Source organism: Novosphingobium sp. EMRT-2, assembly GCF_005145025.1.
Lineage (GTDB): Bacteria > Pseudomonadota > Alphaproteobacteria > Sphingomonadales > Sphingomonadaceae > Novosphingobium.
The window spans coordinates 1-14,755 of sequence record NZ_CP039696.1 but is presented as its reverse complement, the minus strand read 5'-3'; the positions used below and the strand labels follow the sequence as shown (position 1 = coordinate 14,755).

The following is a 14,755-nucleotide window of genomic DNA, read 5'->3' as shown; positions in this document are numbered from 1 at the left end:
GCAATGTGGGTGCGGTGAATCTGATTTCACGACCGATATCAAAGCCCATTCATCAAACACCACCTTCATCAGGAGATCTTATGGTTAAGCATAGAAACTTCCGCGAAATGGTTTCCGCTCTCGCTATGCTCGCAGGGCTGTTCACCGCCGGAGAAGCTTCCGCCGAGTTCGTGACGCAATCCGATCAGCGGCCGCCGTCGCCCGCGCGTCTGATCTTCCCCGATACGAAGGACGGACATCATATTTTCGCCGGCGACCTGCACCTGCACACCGTATTCTCGGACGGCTCGGCCTGGCCGACGCTTCGCCTCGCAGAAGCGGCGCATGACGGGCTTAAGTTCGTGTCCTTCACGGAACATGACATCATCACGCCAAAGATCCGCGACACCGGCACCAACAAGAACCGCAGCTATGAAATCGGCCGCGCGTTCATCTCTTCGGGCATGCTTGGCCTCGGCGGCATGAAACTCTCGCTCGGGTCGGAGATCACGCGCGCGATCGGGCATTTCAATTGTCACTTCCTCAAGGATGCAAATGCGCTGAACCCGGGGAAAGTCCATTACAGCACCTTCAAGCAGACGGTCGCGCTGGACCGGGTCGACTGGAACCGGACCAGCGCGGACGAGAAAGATCTGGAAGCACGGTTCCGCGAAGCGAAGCGGCAGGGCGCCATCTGCCAGTGGAATCATCCGACCATCCCCTCCTCCTCCCCTGGTGAGGCAGTGGTGACGCCGTTCCTCGAACGGATGTTTTCAGAGGGTCTGCTGTCGGGGATTGAGGTTGCGCAAAGCGATTTCATCCACCCCAGCGCGATGGACGTGGCCCTGAAATATAACCTCTATATCGCGGCGACTACGGACGCTCATCTCGGGACCGCGTTGGAGCAGGAGGCGGCGGGGATGGATCACCGCGTCGCCACCCTGTTCCTGACGCAGGGAGAGGATGAAGCGGCCTTCAAGGATGCGCTGGAAAAGCGTCGTACGGTCGGCCTCTTCCGCGACACTTTCTTCGGCACGCGCGAGAATGTTCAAACGGTGATGAACGCGGTCCTGAAGATGTCGTTCACCAAATATTCGCCGTCAGAGTTTCTGATCGGAAACTCAGGCGAGATGGAGATCGCGAATGCTGGCCCGATCGACGTCGAGCTTGAGATCGTTCAGCCGGACTTTCGCCTGCTGAACTATCCGCGCTTCGTGAAGATACCGCATGGATCGAAAGTCACGCTGAAGGCGCTGCGCATCGACGGCCCGAACTTCAAAGGCCTGAAAGTCCGCGTGATCAATTCGCTTGTGACATCGCGTGACCAGCTGGAATTTTTCCTGGAGGCGCAGCCGTTCGATCTGAACGCCATCACCGGCAAGGGTACGCTGAGCAACATCCCCGACGATCTCGACGGCTGGATGTAAGACGGCTGAATGTTCGGCGGCCATGGGTCTTCGGATCCATGGCCGTTTGCATGTCATGCAAGCTCGCGCACCGCTTGCTGCCTCTTCTCATGCCGCGCAAACTCGCCGAGGGCATCCGCAAGAGACGGCAGGTGCGCCCCGCGCCCCGTCGCGAGCGGTACGCGGGAGGGGCGTGGCGCCATTTGGTTCAGGCGGGCGCCCGGCACGGCGCGGATCAGATGCCGGGGCAGGTTCAGGCTGTCCGCGACGGCTTCCGCGAACTCTGCCCATGATAGCTCCGTCTCATTGGTGAGGTGCCAGAGGCCCTGCTCACCGTCGATCAGGAGGTCGAGCGCGACCCTGACGAGATGCGGCACATAGGTCGGCGTGATCCGCTGGTCCGCCGCGGCCTCGAACGGCTGCCCCGCCGTCAGGGCGCGAGCGACCGCGACGGCAAAGTTGAACTCGTCATGGGGAGAGAAGAAGGCTGCGGTGCGAACGATGAGATGCGTCCCCGCCAGGGCGAGAAGTCCCTCCTCCATGCGCGCCTTGCTCTCGCCATAGACGTTGCGCGGGTCGGGCGCGTCGGTTTCGACATAGGCCCCTTCCGCCTTGCCCCCGAAGACGAGGTCGCTTGAGACATTGAGGGTGGCAAGCCCCCGCTCCTCCGCCATCCGCGCAAGGCGGACCGGGCCGTCGCTGTTCGCCGCAAAACAACGGGCGGCATGGCTTTCCGCCTCGTCGACCCGTACCCAGCCGGCGGCGTTCACCACTGCCCAGGGATCGTGCCGGTCCAGCGCAGCCCCGATGCTGGCCTCGCTGGTGATGTCGAGCGCGTGCCGCGCCGTCAGCACATGCGGTATGTTGCGGAGCGTACAGGCCCGCGCGAACGCTTGCCCCAGGGTTCCTGTCGCGCCCATGATCAGGAGGGGCCGACCCATGGGCGCACGCTCCCTGCAACTGTCCGCCCGGTGCTGCACGGCCGGGGCAGGACGGCGGACGGCGGGATATTCAAGCCGGATCGGCCGACGCCACCAGCCCGGCTGCGCTGCAAGCGGATGCCGTGCAGCGCCAGTGGCCAGAGCCGTGCCGAGCGCTGCGAGAGCGGTCGCGCGCGGCGTTCCGCTACTGACGTCGAATATGCCCGGCTCATAGATGCCGGGGGCGGTCAGCAGCGTGTTCCATCCGCTACTGCCGAGCAGCGACCAGAGCGTGATCGCTCGCACGTCCACGCCCTCATTGCGCAGATCCTCGGCGCAATCCCACGCCTCCGCCAGCCAGCGCAGCTGCTCCTCGCGCGTGCAGCCATTATGGACTTCGGTGACCGCGATCGGGGTCGCATAGCGGTCCCACGCCTCCTCTATCACGCCCCTCAGACCGGGCGGGGGCGGCTCCAGCACCCGGATCGCCTCGACATCGGCATAGCGCTGCCCGTCATTGCCGCCATGCGCATGGGCGGGATAGCGCTGCATGCGATGGTCGAGGAACCGCTCGCTGGTCAGATAATGGTTGATGCCGATGATGTCTGGCGGACAGGGATCGGCCGCAATGGCCTCCAGCCTGTGCTCCAGCCCGTGCGCGGCCATGCGCCGCCACAGCGGATGACCGCGCCGTACGCGCCCGAACAGCAGGTCCCATGTCGCCCAGCGCCGGATATTCTCGAACGCAGCCTGCTCGCGCAACTCGGCAGTGGCGAAGGTGCGGCCGAGATCCTCCGTCTGAACGAGCCGCGCGGCGGGATTGACCCTGCGAATGGCCTGCATCGCGAGCCGGGTTCCGTCGATCTGGTTGAGGAGCGCGCGCCAGAACGCGCCCTCGTCGCGGACATGCGGATACCAATGGCCATAAAGCGCCGAAAAGCGCGCCGTGGTGAGCGGCTCATTGACCGGCGTCCACTGGTTGATCCAGGAATAGCGCTCCGCAACGCGGGCCGCGAAATCAGCGAGACCCCGCGCGAAACCGTCATCGTCGAGGAGATGCGTGTAGGAGGGACCGCTGCCGTGATGGACAAGCCCGGCAATGACGTCGATGCCATGTGCGCGCAGCCGGTCGATCCGCGCATCCACGCCCTGCCAGAGATGCTGTCCGGGCCGATCAGGCGCAATGCATTCCCATAATATAGGATAACGGATCGTCGTTATGCCGATGTCGGCAAATAGATTCAGATCGTCGATCCGATCATAGTGGCCGCATCGCTCGAACTGATCCTGATATGTATCCCGAACCCTGTTGATGGTGCACTCCGGCCCACCCCATAATTCCAGATGCCTCTTCATCGTACATATCTCCCAGACCTTCGCCAGAACGACTGACATGGATCAGGTTTCCGCTCTCGACTTGATATCTTGTGTTATCTCTTTGAACTTGGGCCGGTTTGTACAGGAACCGGAGCGATGAACGGCGTGTTGCCGATGTTCATCATTCAGCAAGGTTCCAGACATGAGCGGCATTCCAAGCGACGTCGACGCCATCAACCCCGACAGCCCGACGGAGGGCGGCGGCACGCTCATCTGCTTCAGTCACCTGCGCTGGAACTTCGTCTATCAGCGGCCGCAACATCTGATGAGCCGCTTCGCCCGGGACCGGAAGGTCATCGTTTGGGAAGAGCCGATCCACGATGCGCCAAGTGCGACGTTGGACACCCATGTCTGCGACTGTTCCGGCGTCACCATCCTCACCCCGCACCTCCCCGCCGGCCTCAGCCGGCATGAGGAGACGGAAACATTGCGCGCCCTGCTCGACGGCGCGATCACCCGCGATCCGGCTCTGTTGCAAACTCTGACACGGTTTCCAAGATTGGGCTCATGTACTGTCAAGGTCAGTTGCGATGAACGATTTCAAAGGACGGCATTTTACCGGCGAGGTCATCCTATGGGCGGTGCGCTGGTATTGTCGATACGGCATCAGCTACCGTGATCTCGAGGAAATGCTGTCCGAGCGTGGGATCGATGTCGATCATACGACGATCTATCGCTGGGTGCAGCGCTACGCGCCGGAGATGGAGAAGCGTCTCCGCTGGTTCTGGCGGCGCGGCTTTGATCCGAGCTGGCGTCTGGATGAGACCTACGTAAAGGTGCGGGGCAAATGGACCTACCTGTACCGGGCGGTCGACAAACGGGGCGACACGATTGATTTCTATCTGTCATCGACACGCAGCGCCAAAGCGGCGAAGCGCTTTCTGGGCAAAGCTCTTCGTGGCCTGAAGGACTGGGAAAAGCCGGCCAAACTCAATACCGACAAGGCACCCAGCTACGTGTAGGCGCTTGCAAACGTAGCGGCCTCTGCTCGCAAACAGAGCAGATTGTTGCTCAGATTACCTGACAACGGACAAGCCGCGTTGCTCACGCTAATTGACAACGTGCTCACAATCATTTGCGCCTGCTCGCAAACAGAGATGGCGTGCTCACGCTTTCTGCCAACGGCGGTCTGATGGTGAACGCACCTACCGATCAGGCGAGACGGCCTCATTCCCGATGAATCCAAAGCTGATATGATCACGTACGGAAGCGAACATCACGACGCTAAGCAGGTCAGAATACTTGGCTGCGAAGTCGGCGGGCAAGTTCGCCTCGTGCGGTGGATCAAAGACGATGCCGTCGCCGTCAACGCGTAGTGCTGCTCCCGGCTTTGTGCCTGCATGCTTCTCCAGTGCCCTCGCAAACTCGCCCAAAGACTGAAAGCTTCCACGTTCAGGAAATCCTTGAAGCAACTTACGCTCTCGCAGCGTAGCTGTCAGGCTCTCAAGCATCTGCGGCCGAGCCGCTTCTGAAGTGTAATCGTTGTAGGCTTTATACATCGCGCCGTCCTCAAACGTCACGATCTCATGCGCGGCCGCATCTTTGATACATTCGAAGTGGCCCTGATTGGCCCTTGCCGCAGGTCCGATGATCACTTCTATGCTCTGAAGGTCTTCCTCGTACTTGACCGAGATGCCCCCGGCCTTCAGTCCACACTTCACGAGGCGCTGCTCAATAACCTGTTCCTGCGTCATGGGCACCTCAGGCGCTTGATCCATCATGGCGTGTCCTCGATGCTTCTGCCTCGATCCTGCACGCGAGTTACCACGCAACGGACCCAATGTCCGCTAATGGGGGTTGCTGCCGAAAACGAAGGTCAAGTCTGGGTCAGGCGGCTTGCGCCGTTTTACGGAAAAAGGTCGTCTCCGGCCCGATCAAATCCGAGTCGATGCCGCTCTCCTCGGCCGCCAGTTGCTGGATGATCCGCCATATCTCGGGAGCGGTAAGGCGAGCGCCGTCACGTGCCAGCCTGCCACGGTTCTGGTCCGTGACCAGGCGGGCCAGATCGCCGATGGTTTCGCATCCGCGAGGCAATCGTCGGCGATCGATATACCGCAACCACAGCCCCGCATAGGCGCTCGCTCCAGCGCCGAAAATGCGAAGGGGCGGCGCCAGCGTCGTGAAGACAAGGATAGCGACCGCGATGGCGAAGCAGAGACCCCCGGTAATCCCGAACCATCCGGATCGTGTCGCGGGCATCTTCAGGTCGGTATCAGCTTCCAGTTCGCTGAACGCAAGACGCAGGTTCTCACCGACCAGTGGTGCCAAAGGCGCGTCCGGCCCGACGTGCCGGCCAAGCCGGAGCGCGCGCCGAAGTCTATAGAATGTCATCTGCGTGGCGCATGTCGTACCGCCGCCGCCATGAGCCGCAACATGCGCGACGACATGGTCACGCACCTCGCCGAACGTCGTCCACGGCAGGTTCGAGCGAAGGCGAAGATCGAAGGTGCGCTCGATCGCGACAAAGAAGTCGGTGTCGTCACCGTCGCCGACCCAGTTTATCGTATCGAGCGTCTGCATGGATCCTCCGTCAGCCAGGCTTCTTCAAAACGACCGTTTCTGACGAGCCGATCGCTTTGCCTGGCCGGCAACGTAAATCTGCGGGCCACTCTTTGTCAAAACTGTTCTGGAAACCTCTTTCGCAAAAAGGTATGTCTCCGACGAGTTTGGAGAAGAATGAACGCCCATGCGGGTCGGCTATGCCAGGGTCAGCACCAGCGACCAGAATCCGGAGCTTCAGCTTGACGCATTGCGCCGCGCTGGCTGCGACCGGGTGTTCACCGAGAAGGCGTCAGGTGCGCGTGATGACCGGCCCGAATTGGCGCGCATCCTGGGCGACGTGCTGCGTGCAGGCGACACGCTGGTCGTTTGGAAGCTGGATCGCCTCGCCCGCTCGCTCAAGAAGCTGATCGCCACGGCCGAGGAGTTGGAGCGCGAAAAGATCGGACTGGTGTCGCTGACGGAGAGCATCGACACCACCACGCCTGGGGGCATGCTCACCTTTCACGTGTTCGGCGCCATCGCGCAGTTCGAGCGGGCCCTGATCCGGGAGCGGACTACCGCAGGGCTGGTGGAGGCGCGTCGGCAGGGCCGCAAAGGTGGCCGCCCGTCGGCAATGCGCCCGAGCGACGTCGCTGCGGCACGGGCGATGATGAAGGAGGGACATTGCCGGTGCGCGACATCGCCAAGCGCATGGGCGTGTCGGTGGCGACCCTCTATCGCTACGCCGGTAAGCGCGGCAGCGGCGCACCGGCCAAGGAGCCTGCCGCAGCCCATGGCTGACCGGGCGAAGCGGCCGCCCGGAGAGGCGCTGGTCGACCTTCGCCGACGATTGTCGCTGTTGCCCTCACGCGACCCCGGTCGCACCGAGATCATCGCCCGCGCGGCCGAGGCTTATGGCATTTCGATCTGGACCCTGTACCGGGCGCTGCGCGAGCTGAACCGGCCGAGGTCGGTGCGCCGATCCGATCACGGCGCAACGCGGGTCGCCCCGCAGGTCGAGATGGAGCGCTACGCCGAGATCGTCGCCGCTCTTAAGATCAGGACCACCAACAAGAAGGGCCGGCACGTCTCGACCGCTCGCGCCATCGAATTTCTGGAGACCGATGGCGTCGAGACACCCGAGGGCTTGGTCAAGGTCGCACCCGGCCTGCTGAAGCGGGCGACGATTGACCGGCTGCTCCGCGCGTCGGGGCTGGACTATGCCCGCGTGACCCGCCCGCACGCGGCGGTGCGCTTCCAGGCGCGGCGATCCAACGAGTTGTGGCACTTCGACATGAGCCCGTCCGACCTCAAGCAGGTCGAGGCGCCGCTTTGGATCGAGCAAGGGCGCGGCAAACCGACGCTGATGCTGTTCTCGGTCGTCGATGACTGCTCGGGCGTGGTCTATCAGGAATATCGCAGCGTCTATGGCGAAGATGCCGAGTCCGCGCTGCGCTTCCTGTTCAACGCCTTTGCCGCCAAGCCCGAGCCCGAACTGCCGTTCCAAGGTCTGCCGGTCACGATCTACATGGACAACGGCCCGGTCAGCCGGTCGCGCGTGTTCCAGTCGGTGATGGGCAGCCTGGGCGTGCGCGTCCTTACCCATCTGCCGCCCAAGTCTGACGACCGGCACACCGCGGCCCGCGCCAAGGGCAAGGTCGAGCGGCCGTTCCGCACGATCAAGGAGGTGCACGAGACGCTGTACCACTTCCACAAGCCAAAGGACGAGGCGGAAGCCAACCTGTGGATGCGGCGTGCGCTGGTCACCTACAACAACGGCGACCATCGCTCCGAGCCGCACGCGCGGGTCGAACATTGGCTGCGGCATTTGCCCGGCGAGGGCGTGCGCGCCATGTGCTCTTGGGAGCGGTTCTGCGCTTTCGCGCGCGAACCCGAGCGGCGCACCGTTGCTGGCGACGCGACCGTATCGGTCGAGGGCGCTTCCTACGAGGTTGAGCCCGAACTTGCCGGTGAGACGGTGACGTTGCTCTGGGGTTTGTTCGACCAGCAGCTCTTCGTGGAGCATGACGGCAAGCGGCATGGTCCCTACGAACCGTCGCGCGGCGCAGTGCCGCTCTACCGCTATCGCAAGTACCAGAAGAGCCGCGCCGAGGAGCGGCTCGACAAGGTGGTCCGGCTTGCCGACCAGCTCGGGCTTCCCCGCGCGACGGTGACTGGCGGCGACCGGCCACTGCCATCACTGCCGCCCTCCACCGCAGGGCTCGCGGTGCGGCAAACTCCTTTCCCGGAACCGATTGCCGAGACGGCATATCCGACCGGGCTCGCGGCGCGCCATGCCATCGTCGATCAGCTTCGAAGACCGCTCGGCTCGCTGCCCGAGGCGGACCGCGCCTTCATCGACGCGCTGCTCGGCGAGACGCTGGACAAGACCATCATCGCCCACCGCATCCGCGAGCGGTTCCAGGCAAGACGGGGGACAAGCTGATGCTCGCTGACGTTCAATCCAGCTACGGGCTCGCCCGCCCGTTCCAAGGCGTCGGCAACTTCGAGACCGAGCATCAGCGCAACCTTGTGCGGGAAGTCTGCGCAGCGGTTCAGACCGGCAGGCTTATCGTCGTCTCCGGCCTGGTCGGATCGGGCAAGACGCACCTCCTGCGCCGCATCGAGGACGAGCTGGCCAGGGCGGGCAAGGTCGCTGTTGCCAAGTCGCTCGCAGTCGACAAGCGCCGCACGTCGCTGCCGTCGCTGATCGAAGCGCTTTTCTACGACCTCTCACCCGGCGACCGCGCCCAGGTGAAGATCCCCAAGCAGGCCGAGCGCCGCGAGCGCGACCTGCGCGACATCATGCGCAAGGGCAAGCGCCCGGTCGTGCTGGTCGTCGACGAGGCGCACGACCTCCACCACAAGACGCTGACCGGCCTCAAGCGGCTCATGGAGGTGGTGGCCGATGCCGGCGTGCTGCTGTCGGTCCTGCTGGTCGGCCATCCCCGGCTCCGAAACGATCTGCGCCGTCCGCAGATGGAGGAGATCGGCTATCGCACCACTACGTTCGACTATGAAGGCATCGGTGCCGAACGCCGGGACTATGTCGCCTGGCTGCTCGGCGCCTGCGCGGCCGAGGGCGTCAAGGTCGCCGACCTGATGGAGGAGGATGCGATCGACCTCATTGCGGAGCGTCTGCGTACGCCGCTCCAGATCGAGATGCACCTGACGCTCGCCTTCGAGCAGGGCTTCCGTTTCGCCGCCAAGCCCGTCACGGCCGAGATCGTCGAGCAGGTGCTGTCACGCGCGATTGACGACCTCGAACCAACGCTGACGCGCAACGGCTACGATGCGGGTTCGCTTGTCAGCCAGCTTAACAGTCGCCCATCCGACGTTCGCGCGTTTCTCGCCGGAACCTTGGACCCGGAACACACCCGCGAACTGACCGAGCGGCTCCGGGAAGCGGGAGTGCCGATATGACATCGCATTGGCTACTATTGTGAGCAGGCCATTGCCGTTTGCGAGCAGGCGCGGATGAAGGCGAGCACATTGTCAGTTAGCGTGAGCAGCGAAGCTTGTCTGTTGTCAGATAATCTGAGCAACAATCTGCTCTGTTTGCGAGCAGAGGCCGCTACGTTTGCAAGCGCCTACAGCTACGGCGCAGCAATCGCTGAGCTGAAACGCGAAGGCAAACTGGCGGCGGAAACCGAGCACCGGCAGGTGAAATATCTGAACAACGTGCTCGAGGCCGACCACGGCAAGCTGAAGATGCTGATCAAGCCGGTACGTGGCTTCAAGTCGATGCCAACGGCCTACGCCACGATCAAGGGCTTCGAGGTCATGCGCGCCCTACGCAAAGGACAGGCCCAGGCATGGTGCCTGCAGCCAGGTATCATGGGGAGGTGCGCCTGGTTGAAAGAGCATTCGGAATTGGACCCTCGGCCCTGACCGAAACCATGATTATGCTCAATAAGCATTTCGCCAATGCTGCCTAATCCCCAACTGGGTGACGCCGCGCGGCCGTGCCCCATGTTTGCAACAGAGCCTTCCTGCTCACCTATGAGCTGGACGTGACGCCCAATAATCTCCTCACCGCCCACGGGGCCTTTTCAGGGTCCAATCCCGCCCTTGCGCGCAAGATCGCCCAGCATGTGACCGCTGGCCTAGCGGTGACACAGGAATGGCTGGACGAGATCACGGCGGCAGACGAGACGATCGACAAGCACGATGGCATCCAGCACCTTATGGCGAGGCTGGAAACAACGCTCGAAAGTTTCTCGAAGAACGCCAACGACACGCGCAGCGCGACGGCCGATTATACCGACGAGCTGGAACAGCATGTGGCCGAGCTGGATCAGGTTCAGGGAACCGGGCAAATCCTTTCCAGCCTAGCGGATTTGGCGAAGGCGATGCTTGAGCGAACCCGCAAGCTCGAAACCGACATGCGGCGCAGCGAGGAGGAGGCCAAGGCGCTTCGCCGTAGTCTGGAACAGGCGCGGCGTGAGGCAGAGATTGACCACATGACCGGCCTTCCCAATCGCCGGGCTTTCGATGCGGTCCTAGAGCGGGAATATCGGGACGCCAGATCGAGCCTTGACCCGCTGGCCGTGGCGTTCTGCGATATAGACCATTTTAAGCGTATCAATGATACGCACGGCCATGATGCAGGCGATCGGGTCATTCGACTTATCGCGGAAATGCTCGCTACGATTTCGGACGATAATTGCCATGTAGCGCGCCACGGTGGAGAGGAATTTGTTATGCTGTTCCGGGGCCTCAGCCTGTCCGAAGCGCATAAGAAACTTGACGGCTTGCGCGAACAAATGGCCGAACGTCGCTTGCGAAACCGCAAGACGGATGAACCATTGGGCCAAATTACTTTTTCCGCTGGCATTGCGGACGTGTTTGATTTCCCCGATCCAAGGGCGGCCCTCAAAGCGGCCGATGAAGCCCTTTACGCTGCAAAGCAGGGCGGCCGAAACCAAGTGATGATTGCTCCCAAGGGCGGCACGGAGGCCACATGAACGGGGGACGCCAGATGAAGACGTATTCCCCGGCGCGAAGCTCTCTGATCCGGCAATGGTGCGGGCAATGGCGGGGCGCTGGCGGTCCTCGCCGGGATGCTGGAAGGGAAAGGCGTCGCATCGGTGGAGGAAATCTCCAACGTGCTAGGAATCTACTCTGTCATCACCGGAGAAACGGCCCCCGATGAAGGTTTGATCCTCGCTTGCTGGGCGGGCATTTTGCGTGACGCGGCACAGAAGAAGGCCGAAAAGGACAGGGAGCCGGAATAATGGGAGAAGGATCGGACGGCGCGGCCGTGCTGGTTGTCGAGGATGAACCCCTTGTTAGGACGATGGCGGCGACATTCTCATGGATGCTGGCTATCGCGTTTTTGAGGCGTGCGAGGCGGCCGATGCTCTGGCGATCCTTGACGGCCGCGATGATATTGGCGCGGTGTTCACCGATATTGAAATGCCCGGAATGACGGGCCTCGCCCTAGCCGCTGCTGTCCGCGACCGTTGGCCCTCCATGCCGGTCCTTGTTACCTCTGGCCGCGTGCGACCAGGTTCGGGCGAATTGCCGAACGGAGCTGCCTATATCGCCAAGCCCTACATGCCCGGTGAATTGGTCGCCACGCTCGGCAAGATGCTCCCTGCCCCTGATTCCGGCGATTAGTGTTCCGCCACGCTGAATGAGCCGCGAACAAGGGCCAGCCCTTCCGAAAGCCGTTCGGCCGCCTCTTTCTGCTCGATGCCTAGTCGCTTGGCGATTTGCTCGACTGAAAGCCCGTTCTGGCGATGCAGGAACAAGGCCCGGTCAGTCAAATGCGGCAATTCATCCACGCAGTCCCAAAACTCGTTTTCGGAAATGTCATGCGTGGTGACGCCATGCACGTATCTATTGATTGTTGCAGATAACAATCTGCCGGGGAATCATCGACCTCAACGAGTATCGCTAGAGCTTTTTCCATGAACTCTAGGGCAACCGCTTTTTGCTGCTCCCGGTAGATATTGGAAGAATCAACCATAGCGTAGTCCTCCTTGCGATCGTTGTAGAGGGACGATGACTCAACAATACGCCGATTGCACGCGGAACTAGGTCAGATTGAACAGTAATTTTATTACAACGGCAAGCAACACTCGCCTGCCCGGACAGAGGGCAGCAAGGGCTAGATTGTTGGCTGGTCTTCCGACGATGGCGCAGTCCTTGCGGGCCATCGTCGGAAGTGGACGGCTGCACAAAATGGGGGCGTGCAGCCGCGCCGGGCTCTAGCATAAAATTGCCGTCCTGCATCCCCGGCGTTGATACATTCGTCGCGCAGGGCGCTCGATTGAACCGCCGATCCCGGTGCCCCACAATCGTTCCGCTGATAACATCGGCCGCGCAGTAGCACATACGCGCATAATTTTCGCTTGCGAGCTATGTATATTTGTGCATAATAGCCGCGATGGATACGGAACGGCCGGTTCGATGGGTGGCATCGTCAAAGCGCGATTTTCGGGAGTTCCCGGACGATGTGCAGGACGTAATGGGCTATGCCCTGCACCTCGCGCAGCAAGGCGGGCAGCACGCCAGCACTAAGCCGTTGAAGGGCTTTGGCGGCGCTGGCGTGGTCGAGATAATAACGACTACCAAGGCGATACGTTCCGCACGGTCTATACGGTCAAATTTGCGGAGGCGGTCTATGTCCTGCACGCCTTCCAGAAGAAATCCAAGCAGGCAAGCCACGCCGCAGGCCGATATGGATTTGATCCGAACGCGCTGAAAACCGCGAGGAGCATCACCGGCAACACCAGACCCGCGAGGCACAGCATGAGCGCACAGGACGAAATCATTGAGGAAGGCAGCGGCAATGTCTTTGCCGATCTAGGCTTTGCCGATCCCGACACCCACCTTTTGAAAGCCCAGCTCGTTACCCGTGTGGCCGAGGCCATGCAGGAGCGGAAATTGACGCAGATCGCCGCCGCCAAGGTTACGGATCTACTCAACCGGAATTGTCGCGCATCCTGCGAGGCCAGTTCCGCAGCGTCTCGGTTGAGCGGCTTCTAGCCATGCTCACCCGGCTTGGCTGCAAGGTCGATATTGTGGTGCGTCCGCAGGGGCGGACCACTGAATCGGCCGTGATCCACTTCGCCTAATGTGCGATGATTTCGCGCAAGCCGGCTCGATATGTTCGAGGCCGGGCTATTCGGCCAAGGGCCTGCCTTCTGGCGCTGGATCGAAACCGACGCGGCGCAACCCTATCTTGCCGCTTTTGCCGCCGATCGACGGCCGCCCGAACCCGGCGAACCCTTCGCTATCGACCTAGCGGCCGACGACTTGCTTGCTCCCGATCGCCTCGCCCAGCTCGCCCTACAGATCGAGGCCGACCATGCTTAATCCCGATCCATCCATAGCCGACCTTGACGCATTGCTAGATCGCCACCGCAATGACGATGCGGCTATGGAAAAGATCATTCGCGGGTATCTCCGCTGCGCGATTTATAGCTATCAGAAGCATTGCGTCAGGCGCGCCTTGCGGCACATCGGCAAGGACGATTGGAGTTTCAAAGAGGAAGACGTTGCGCCTTGAGGGCCGAAGGCGCGAAATCCATTTCGGACTTTCGAGACTGGCTCATTGAGGAGCTGGCCGGGATGGGGATGAGCGCCCACACCGGCTTGCCGAATTGAGCGCCTAGCGCGCCGTCGCTTCAATTGCTGGCGGTGATTGTGCGCGGAATAAACCGTTCGTCGGCCGCAGGATCGCCGGGCACCGGATGCAGCATGTCGCGCCGGAAATTCACCGCAACGGAAATAGGCGCGGCGTTCGGCCGAGCCCGCCATGATGCGGGCTTGTGGAACTGGCGCAGCCTCATAGCTGGCCATCGGCCGCACGGCCGCCGAGGTTAGGCCCCCTATCCCGCGTTCCGCTCTGGCGACGACAATTTGAGCGCGATCGAGCGGCCGAGTCTGATCGCCGGTATAGAACGCCAGATGCCAATGATCGGAATGGCCCCTGTCCCCCGGTCCCAGCAGCTCCGCCACGCGAATACCATGTTGCGCCATCACGGCGCGGATTTGCTCGCGCGTGATCGTGTGCAGCCCGGCACGCGGCACGAAATCCACCGCCTGCCCATATTTGTGAAAGCTGTTGGCGGCCCCGTAATTGGCTTCCAGCGCCCGCCACGTATCCGTTATACGTGCATTGAAGGCAGCGGCCAAGATCGAGGCGACATAGCCCGCCGAGGCGTCGGCGCTGGCTTGAGGCTGGACGATCGCCGGTTGCGCCACGGCCGCGAGCTGGCCCCTGTCCCCGGCGTCGGCCGCCGTGATCGTGAGCGGGCTTGACGCCGATCGCGCAGCAGGACCGCCGCCGCTGATCGGCACGCCGTTCACGCTATAGGTGTTTTGTAGCGCGAGGAAAGCCATGCCTCCCAGCGTGCCGCCTTCGCCATAATCGCCGCACGATACCGGGCATTATGGACCGGCGTTCGGGAGTGATAATTGGCAACCCGCGTCCACAGGTCGCCATTGTCGTCGCGGATATGGTTTCGGATACGCCAAGCGGCGAGATTGTAGGAGTAGCACCCCGGCGCAAGCACATATTCAGGCCGGATGCCGTAGCGCGCCAGCGATTGAATATAGCTGGAATTGAGCTGCATCGAG

14 protein-coding genes and 5 pseudogenes are annotated in these 14,755 nt (G+C 62.1%); 13 read left to right on the top strand and 6 right to left on the bottom strand.

Annotated features, from left to right (window positions below; genetic code table 11):
• Positions 1 to 107 precede the first annotated feature (107 nt).
• Complete coding sequence (locus FA702_RS17850; RefSeq protein ID WP_168196122.1) at positions 108 to 1,406, top strand: hypothetical protein; 1,299 nt, start codon at positions 108 to 110, stop codon at positions 1,404 to 1,406.
• A 53-nt stretch (positions 1,407 to 1,459) separates the two neighbouring features.
• Here the strand turns inward: FA702_RS17850 and FA702_RS17845 are convergent, their stop codons facing one another.
• Positions 1,460 to 3,700, bottom strand: a complete 2,241-nt coding sequence (locus tag FA702_RS17845; RefSeq protein ID WP_255504836.1) for a family 1 glycosylhydrolase — start codon at positions 3,698 to 3,700, stop codon at positions 1,460 to 1,462.
• A gap of 124 nt (positions 3,701 to 3,824) precedes the next feature.
• Here FA702_RS17845 and FA702_RS23010 point away from each other — a divergent pair, with 124 nt between their 5' ends.
• Positions 3,825 to 4,301 carry a hypothetical protein gene (locus FA702_RS23010; protein WP_210417667.1) on the top strand — a complete coding sequence of 159 codons (477 nt, stop codon included), beginning with the start codon at positions 3,825 to 3,827 and terminating at the stop codon, positions 4,299 to 4,301.
• A pseudogene (locus FA702_RS17835) lies at positions 4,213 to 4,638 on the top strand (IS6 family transposase); the annotation flags it as partial. The gene FA702_RS23010 and the pseudogene FA702_RS17835, both read left to right, overlap by 89 nt.
• Positions 4,639 to 4,827: 189 nt before the next feature.
• On the opposite strand, the gene FA702_RS17830 reads toward FA702_RS17835, so the two are convergent.
• Both FA702_RS17830 and FA702_RS17825 read right to left on the bottom strand, forming a co-directional pair.
• On the bottom strand, positions 4,828 to 5,403 hold the full coding sequence (locus FA702_RS17830; RefSeq protein WP_168196121.1) for a hypothetical protein: 576 nt from the start codon (positions 5,401 to 5,403) through the stop codon (positions 4,828 to 4,830).
• Positions 5,404 to 5,509: 106 nt separating this feature from the next.
• A complete protein-coding gene (locus FA702_RS17825) occupies positions 5,510 to 6,202 on the bottom strand; it encodes a hypothetical protein (protein ID WP_136957512.1) in 693 nt (230 codons plus the stop codon).
• Positions 6,203 to 6,368: 166 nt separating this feature from the next.
• Here FA702_RS17825 and FA702_RS17820 point away from each other — a divergent pair.
• The 7 genes and pseudogenes from FA702_RS17820 (at position 6,369) to FA702_RS17790 (ending at position 11,785) form a co-directional block, all read left to right on the top strand.
• Positions 6,369 to 6,964 (top strand): annotated as a pseudogene (locus FA702_RS17820) (recombinase family protein).
• On the top strand, positions 6,957 to 8,609 hold the full coding sequence (locus FA702_RS17815; RefSeq protein ID WP_136957511.1) for a DDE-type integrase/transposase/recombinase: 1,653 nt from the start codon (positions 6,957 to 6,959) through the stop codon (positions 8,607 to 8,609). Before FA702_RS17820 ends, FA702_RS17815 begins: the two are co-directional and overlap by 8 nt.
• Positions 8,609 to 9,586, top strand: coding sequence for an ExeA family protein (locus FA702_RS17810; RefSeq protein ID WP_136957510.1), 978 nt, complete (start codon positions 8,609 to 8,611; stop codon positions 9,584 to 9,586). The genes FA702_RS17815 and FA702_RS17810 overlap by 1 nt, the downstream gene beginning before the upstream one ends.
• Before the next feature lie 165 nt (positions 9,587 to 9,751).
• Positions 9,752 to 10,101: pseudogene (locus FA702_RS17805) on the top strand (DDE-type integrase/transposase/recombinase); the annotation flags it as partial.
• A 75-nt stretch (positions 10,102 to 10,176) separates the two neighbouring features.
• Positions 10,177 to 11,130, top strand: coding sequence for a diguanylate cyclase (locus FA702_RS17800; protein ID WP_255504835.1), 954 nt, complete (start codon positions 10,177 to 10,179; stop codon positions 11,128 to 11,130).
• A gap of 96 nt (positions 11,131 to 11,226) precedes the next feature.
• The gene (locus tag FA702_RS17795; protein ID WP_168196120.1) at positions 11,227 to 11,400 is read left to right on the top strand and encodes a hypothetical protein; all 174 of its coding nucleotides are present in this window, start codon (positions 11,227 to 11,229) and stop codon (positions 11,398 to 11,400) included.
• Between the two features lie 79 nt (positions 11,401 to 11,479).
• The gene (locus FA702_RS17790; RefSeq protein WP_370385524.1) at positions 11,480 to 11,785 is read left to right on the top strand and encodes a response regulator; all 306 of its coding nucleotides are present in this window, start codon (positions 11,480 to 11,482) and stop codon (positions 11,783 to 11,785) included.
• Here the strand turns inward: FA702_RS17790 and FA702_RS23295 are convergent.
• Positions 11,782 to 12,003: a sigma factor-like helix-turn-helix DNA-binding protein gene (locus FA702_RS23295; RefSeq protein ID WP_255504838.1), complete on the bottom strand. Its 222-nt coding sequence runs from the start codon at positions 12,001 to 12,003 to the stop codon at positions 11,782 to 11,784. The two genes, FA702_RS17790 and FA702_RS23295, sit on opposite strands and share 4 nt — an antisense overlap.
• Before the next feature lie 554 nt (positions 12,004 to 12,557).
• Here FA702_RS23295 and FA702_RS17780 point away from each other — a divergent pair.
• The 3 genes and pseudogenes from FA702_RS17780 to FA702_RS17770 all read left to right on the top strand — a co-directional run bounded on the left by FA702_RS17780 (position 12,558) and on the right by FA702_RS17770 (position 13,489).
• Positions 12,558 to 12,926: pseudogene (locus tag FA702_RS17780) on the top strand (type II toxin-antitoxin system RelE/ParE family toxin).
• Positions 12,923 to 13,248, top strand: a pseudogene (locus FA702_RS17775) (helix-turn-helix domain-containing protein). The pseudogenes FA702_RS17780 and FA702_RS17775 overlap by 4 nt, the downstream one beginning before the upstream one ends.
• Positions 13,249 to 13,279: 31 nt before the next feature.
• On the top strand, positions 13,280 to 13,489 hold the full coding sequence (locus FA702_RS17770) for a hypothetical protein (protein WP_136957508.1): 210 nt from the start codon (positions 13,280 to 13,282) through the stop codon (positions 13,487 to 13,489).
• A gap of 111 nt (positions 13,490 to 13,600) precedes the next feature.
• On the opposite strand, the gene FA702_RS17760 is transcribed toward FA702_RS17770, so the two are convergent.
• The gene (locus FA702_RS17760) at positions 13,601 to 14,518 is read right to left on the bottom strand and encodes a hypothetical protein (protein WP_210417665.1); all 918 of its coding nucleotides are present in this window, start codon (positions 14,516 to 14,518) and stop codon (positions 13,601 to 13,603) included.
• Entirely contained in the window at positions 14,482 to 14,751 is a 270-nt protein-coding gene (locus FA702_RS23005) for a hypothetical protein (RefSeq protein WP_210417664.1), read from the bottom strand. The genes FA702_RS17760 and FA702_RS23005 overlap by 37 nt, the downstream gene beginning before the upstream one ends.
• Between the last annotated feature and the right edge of the window lie 4 nt (positions 14,752 to 14,755).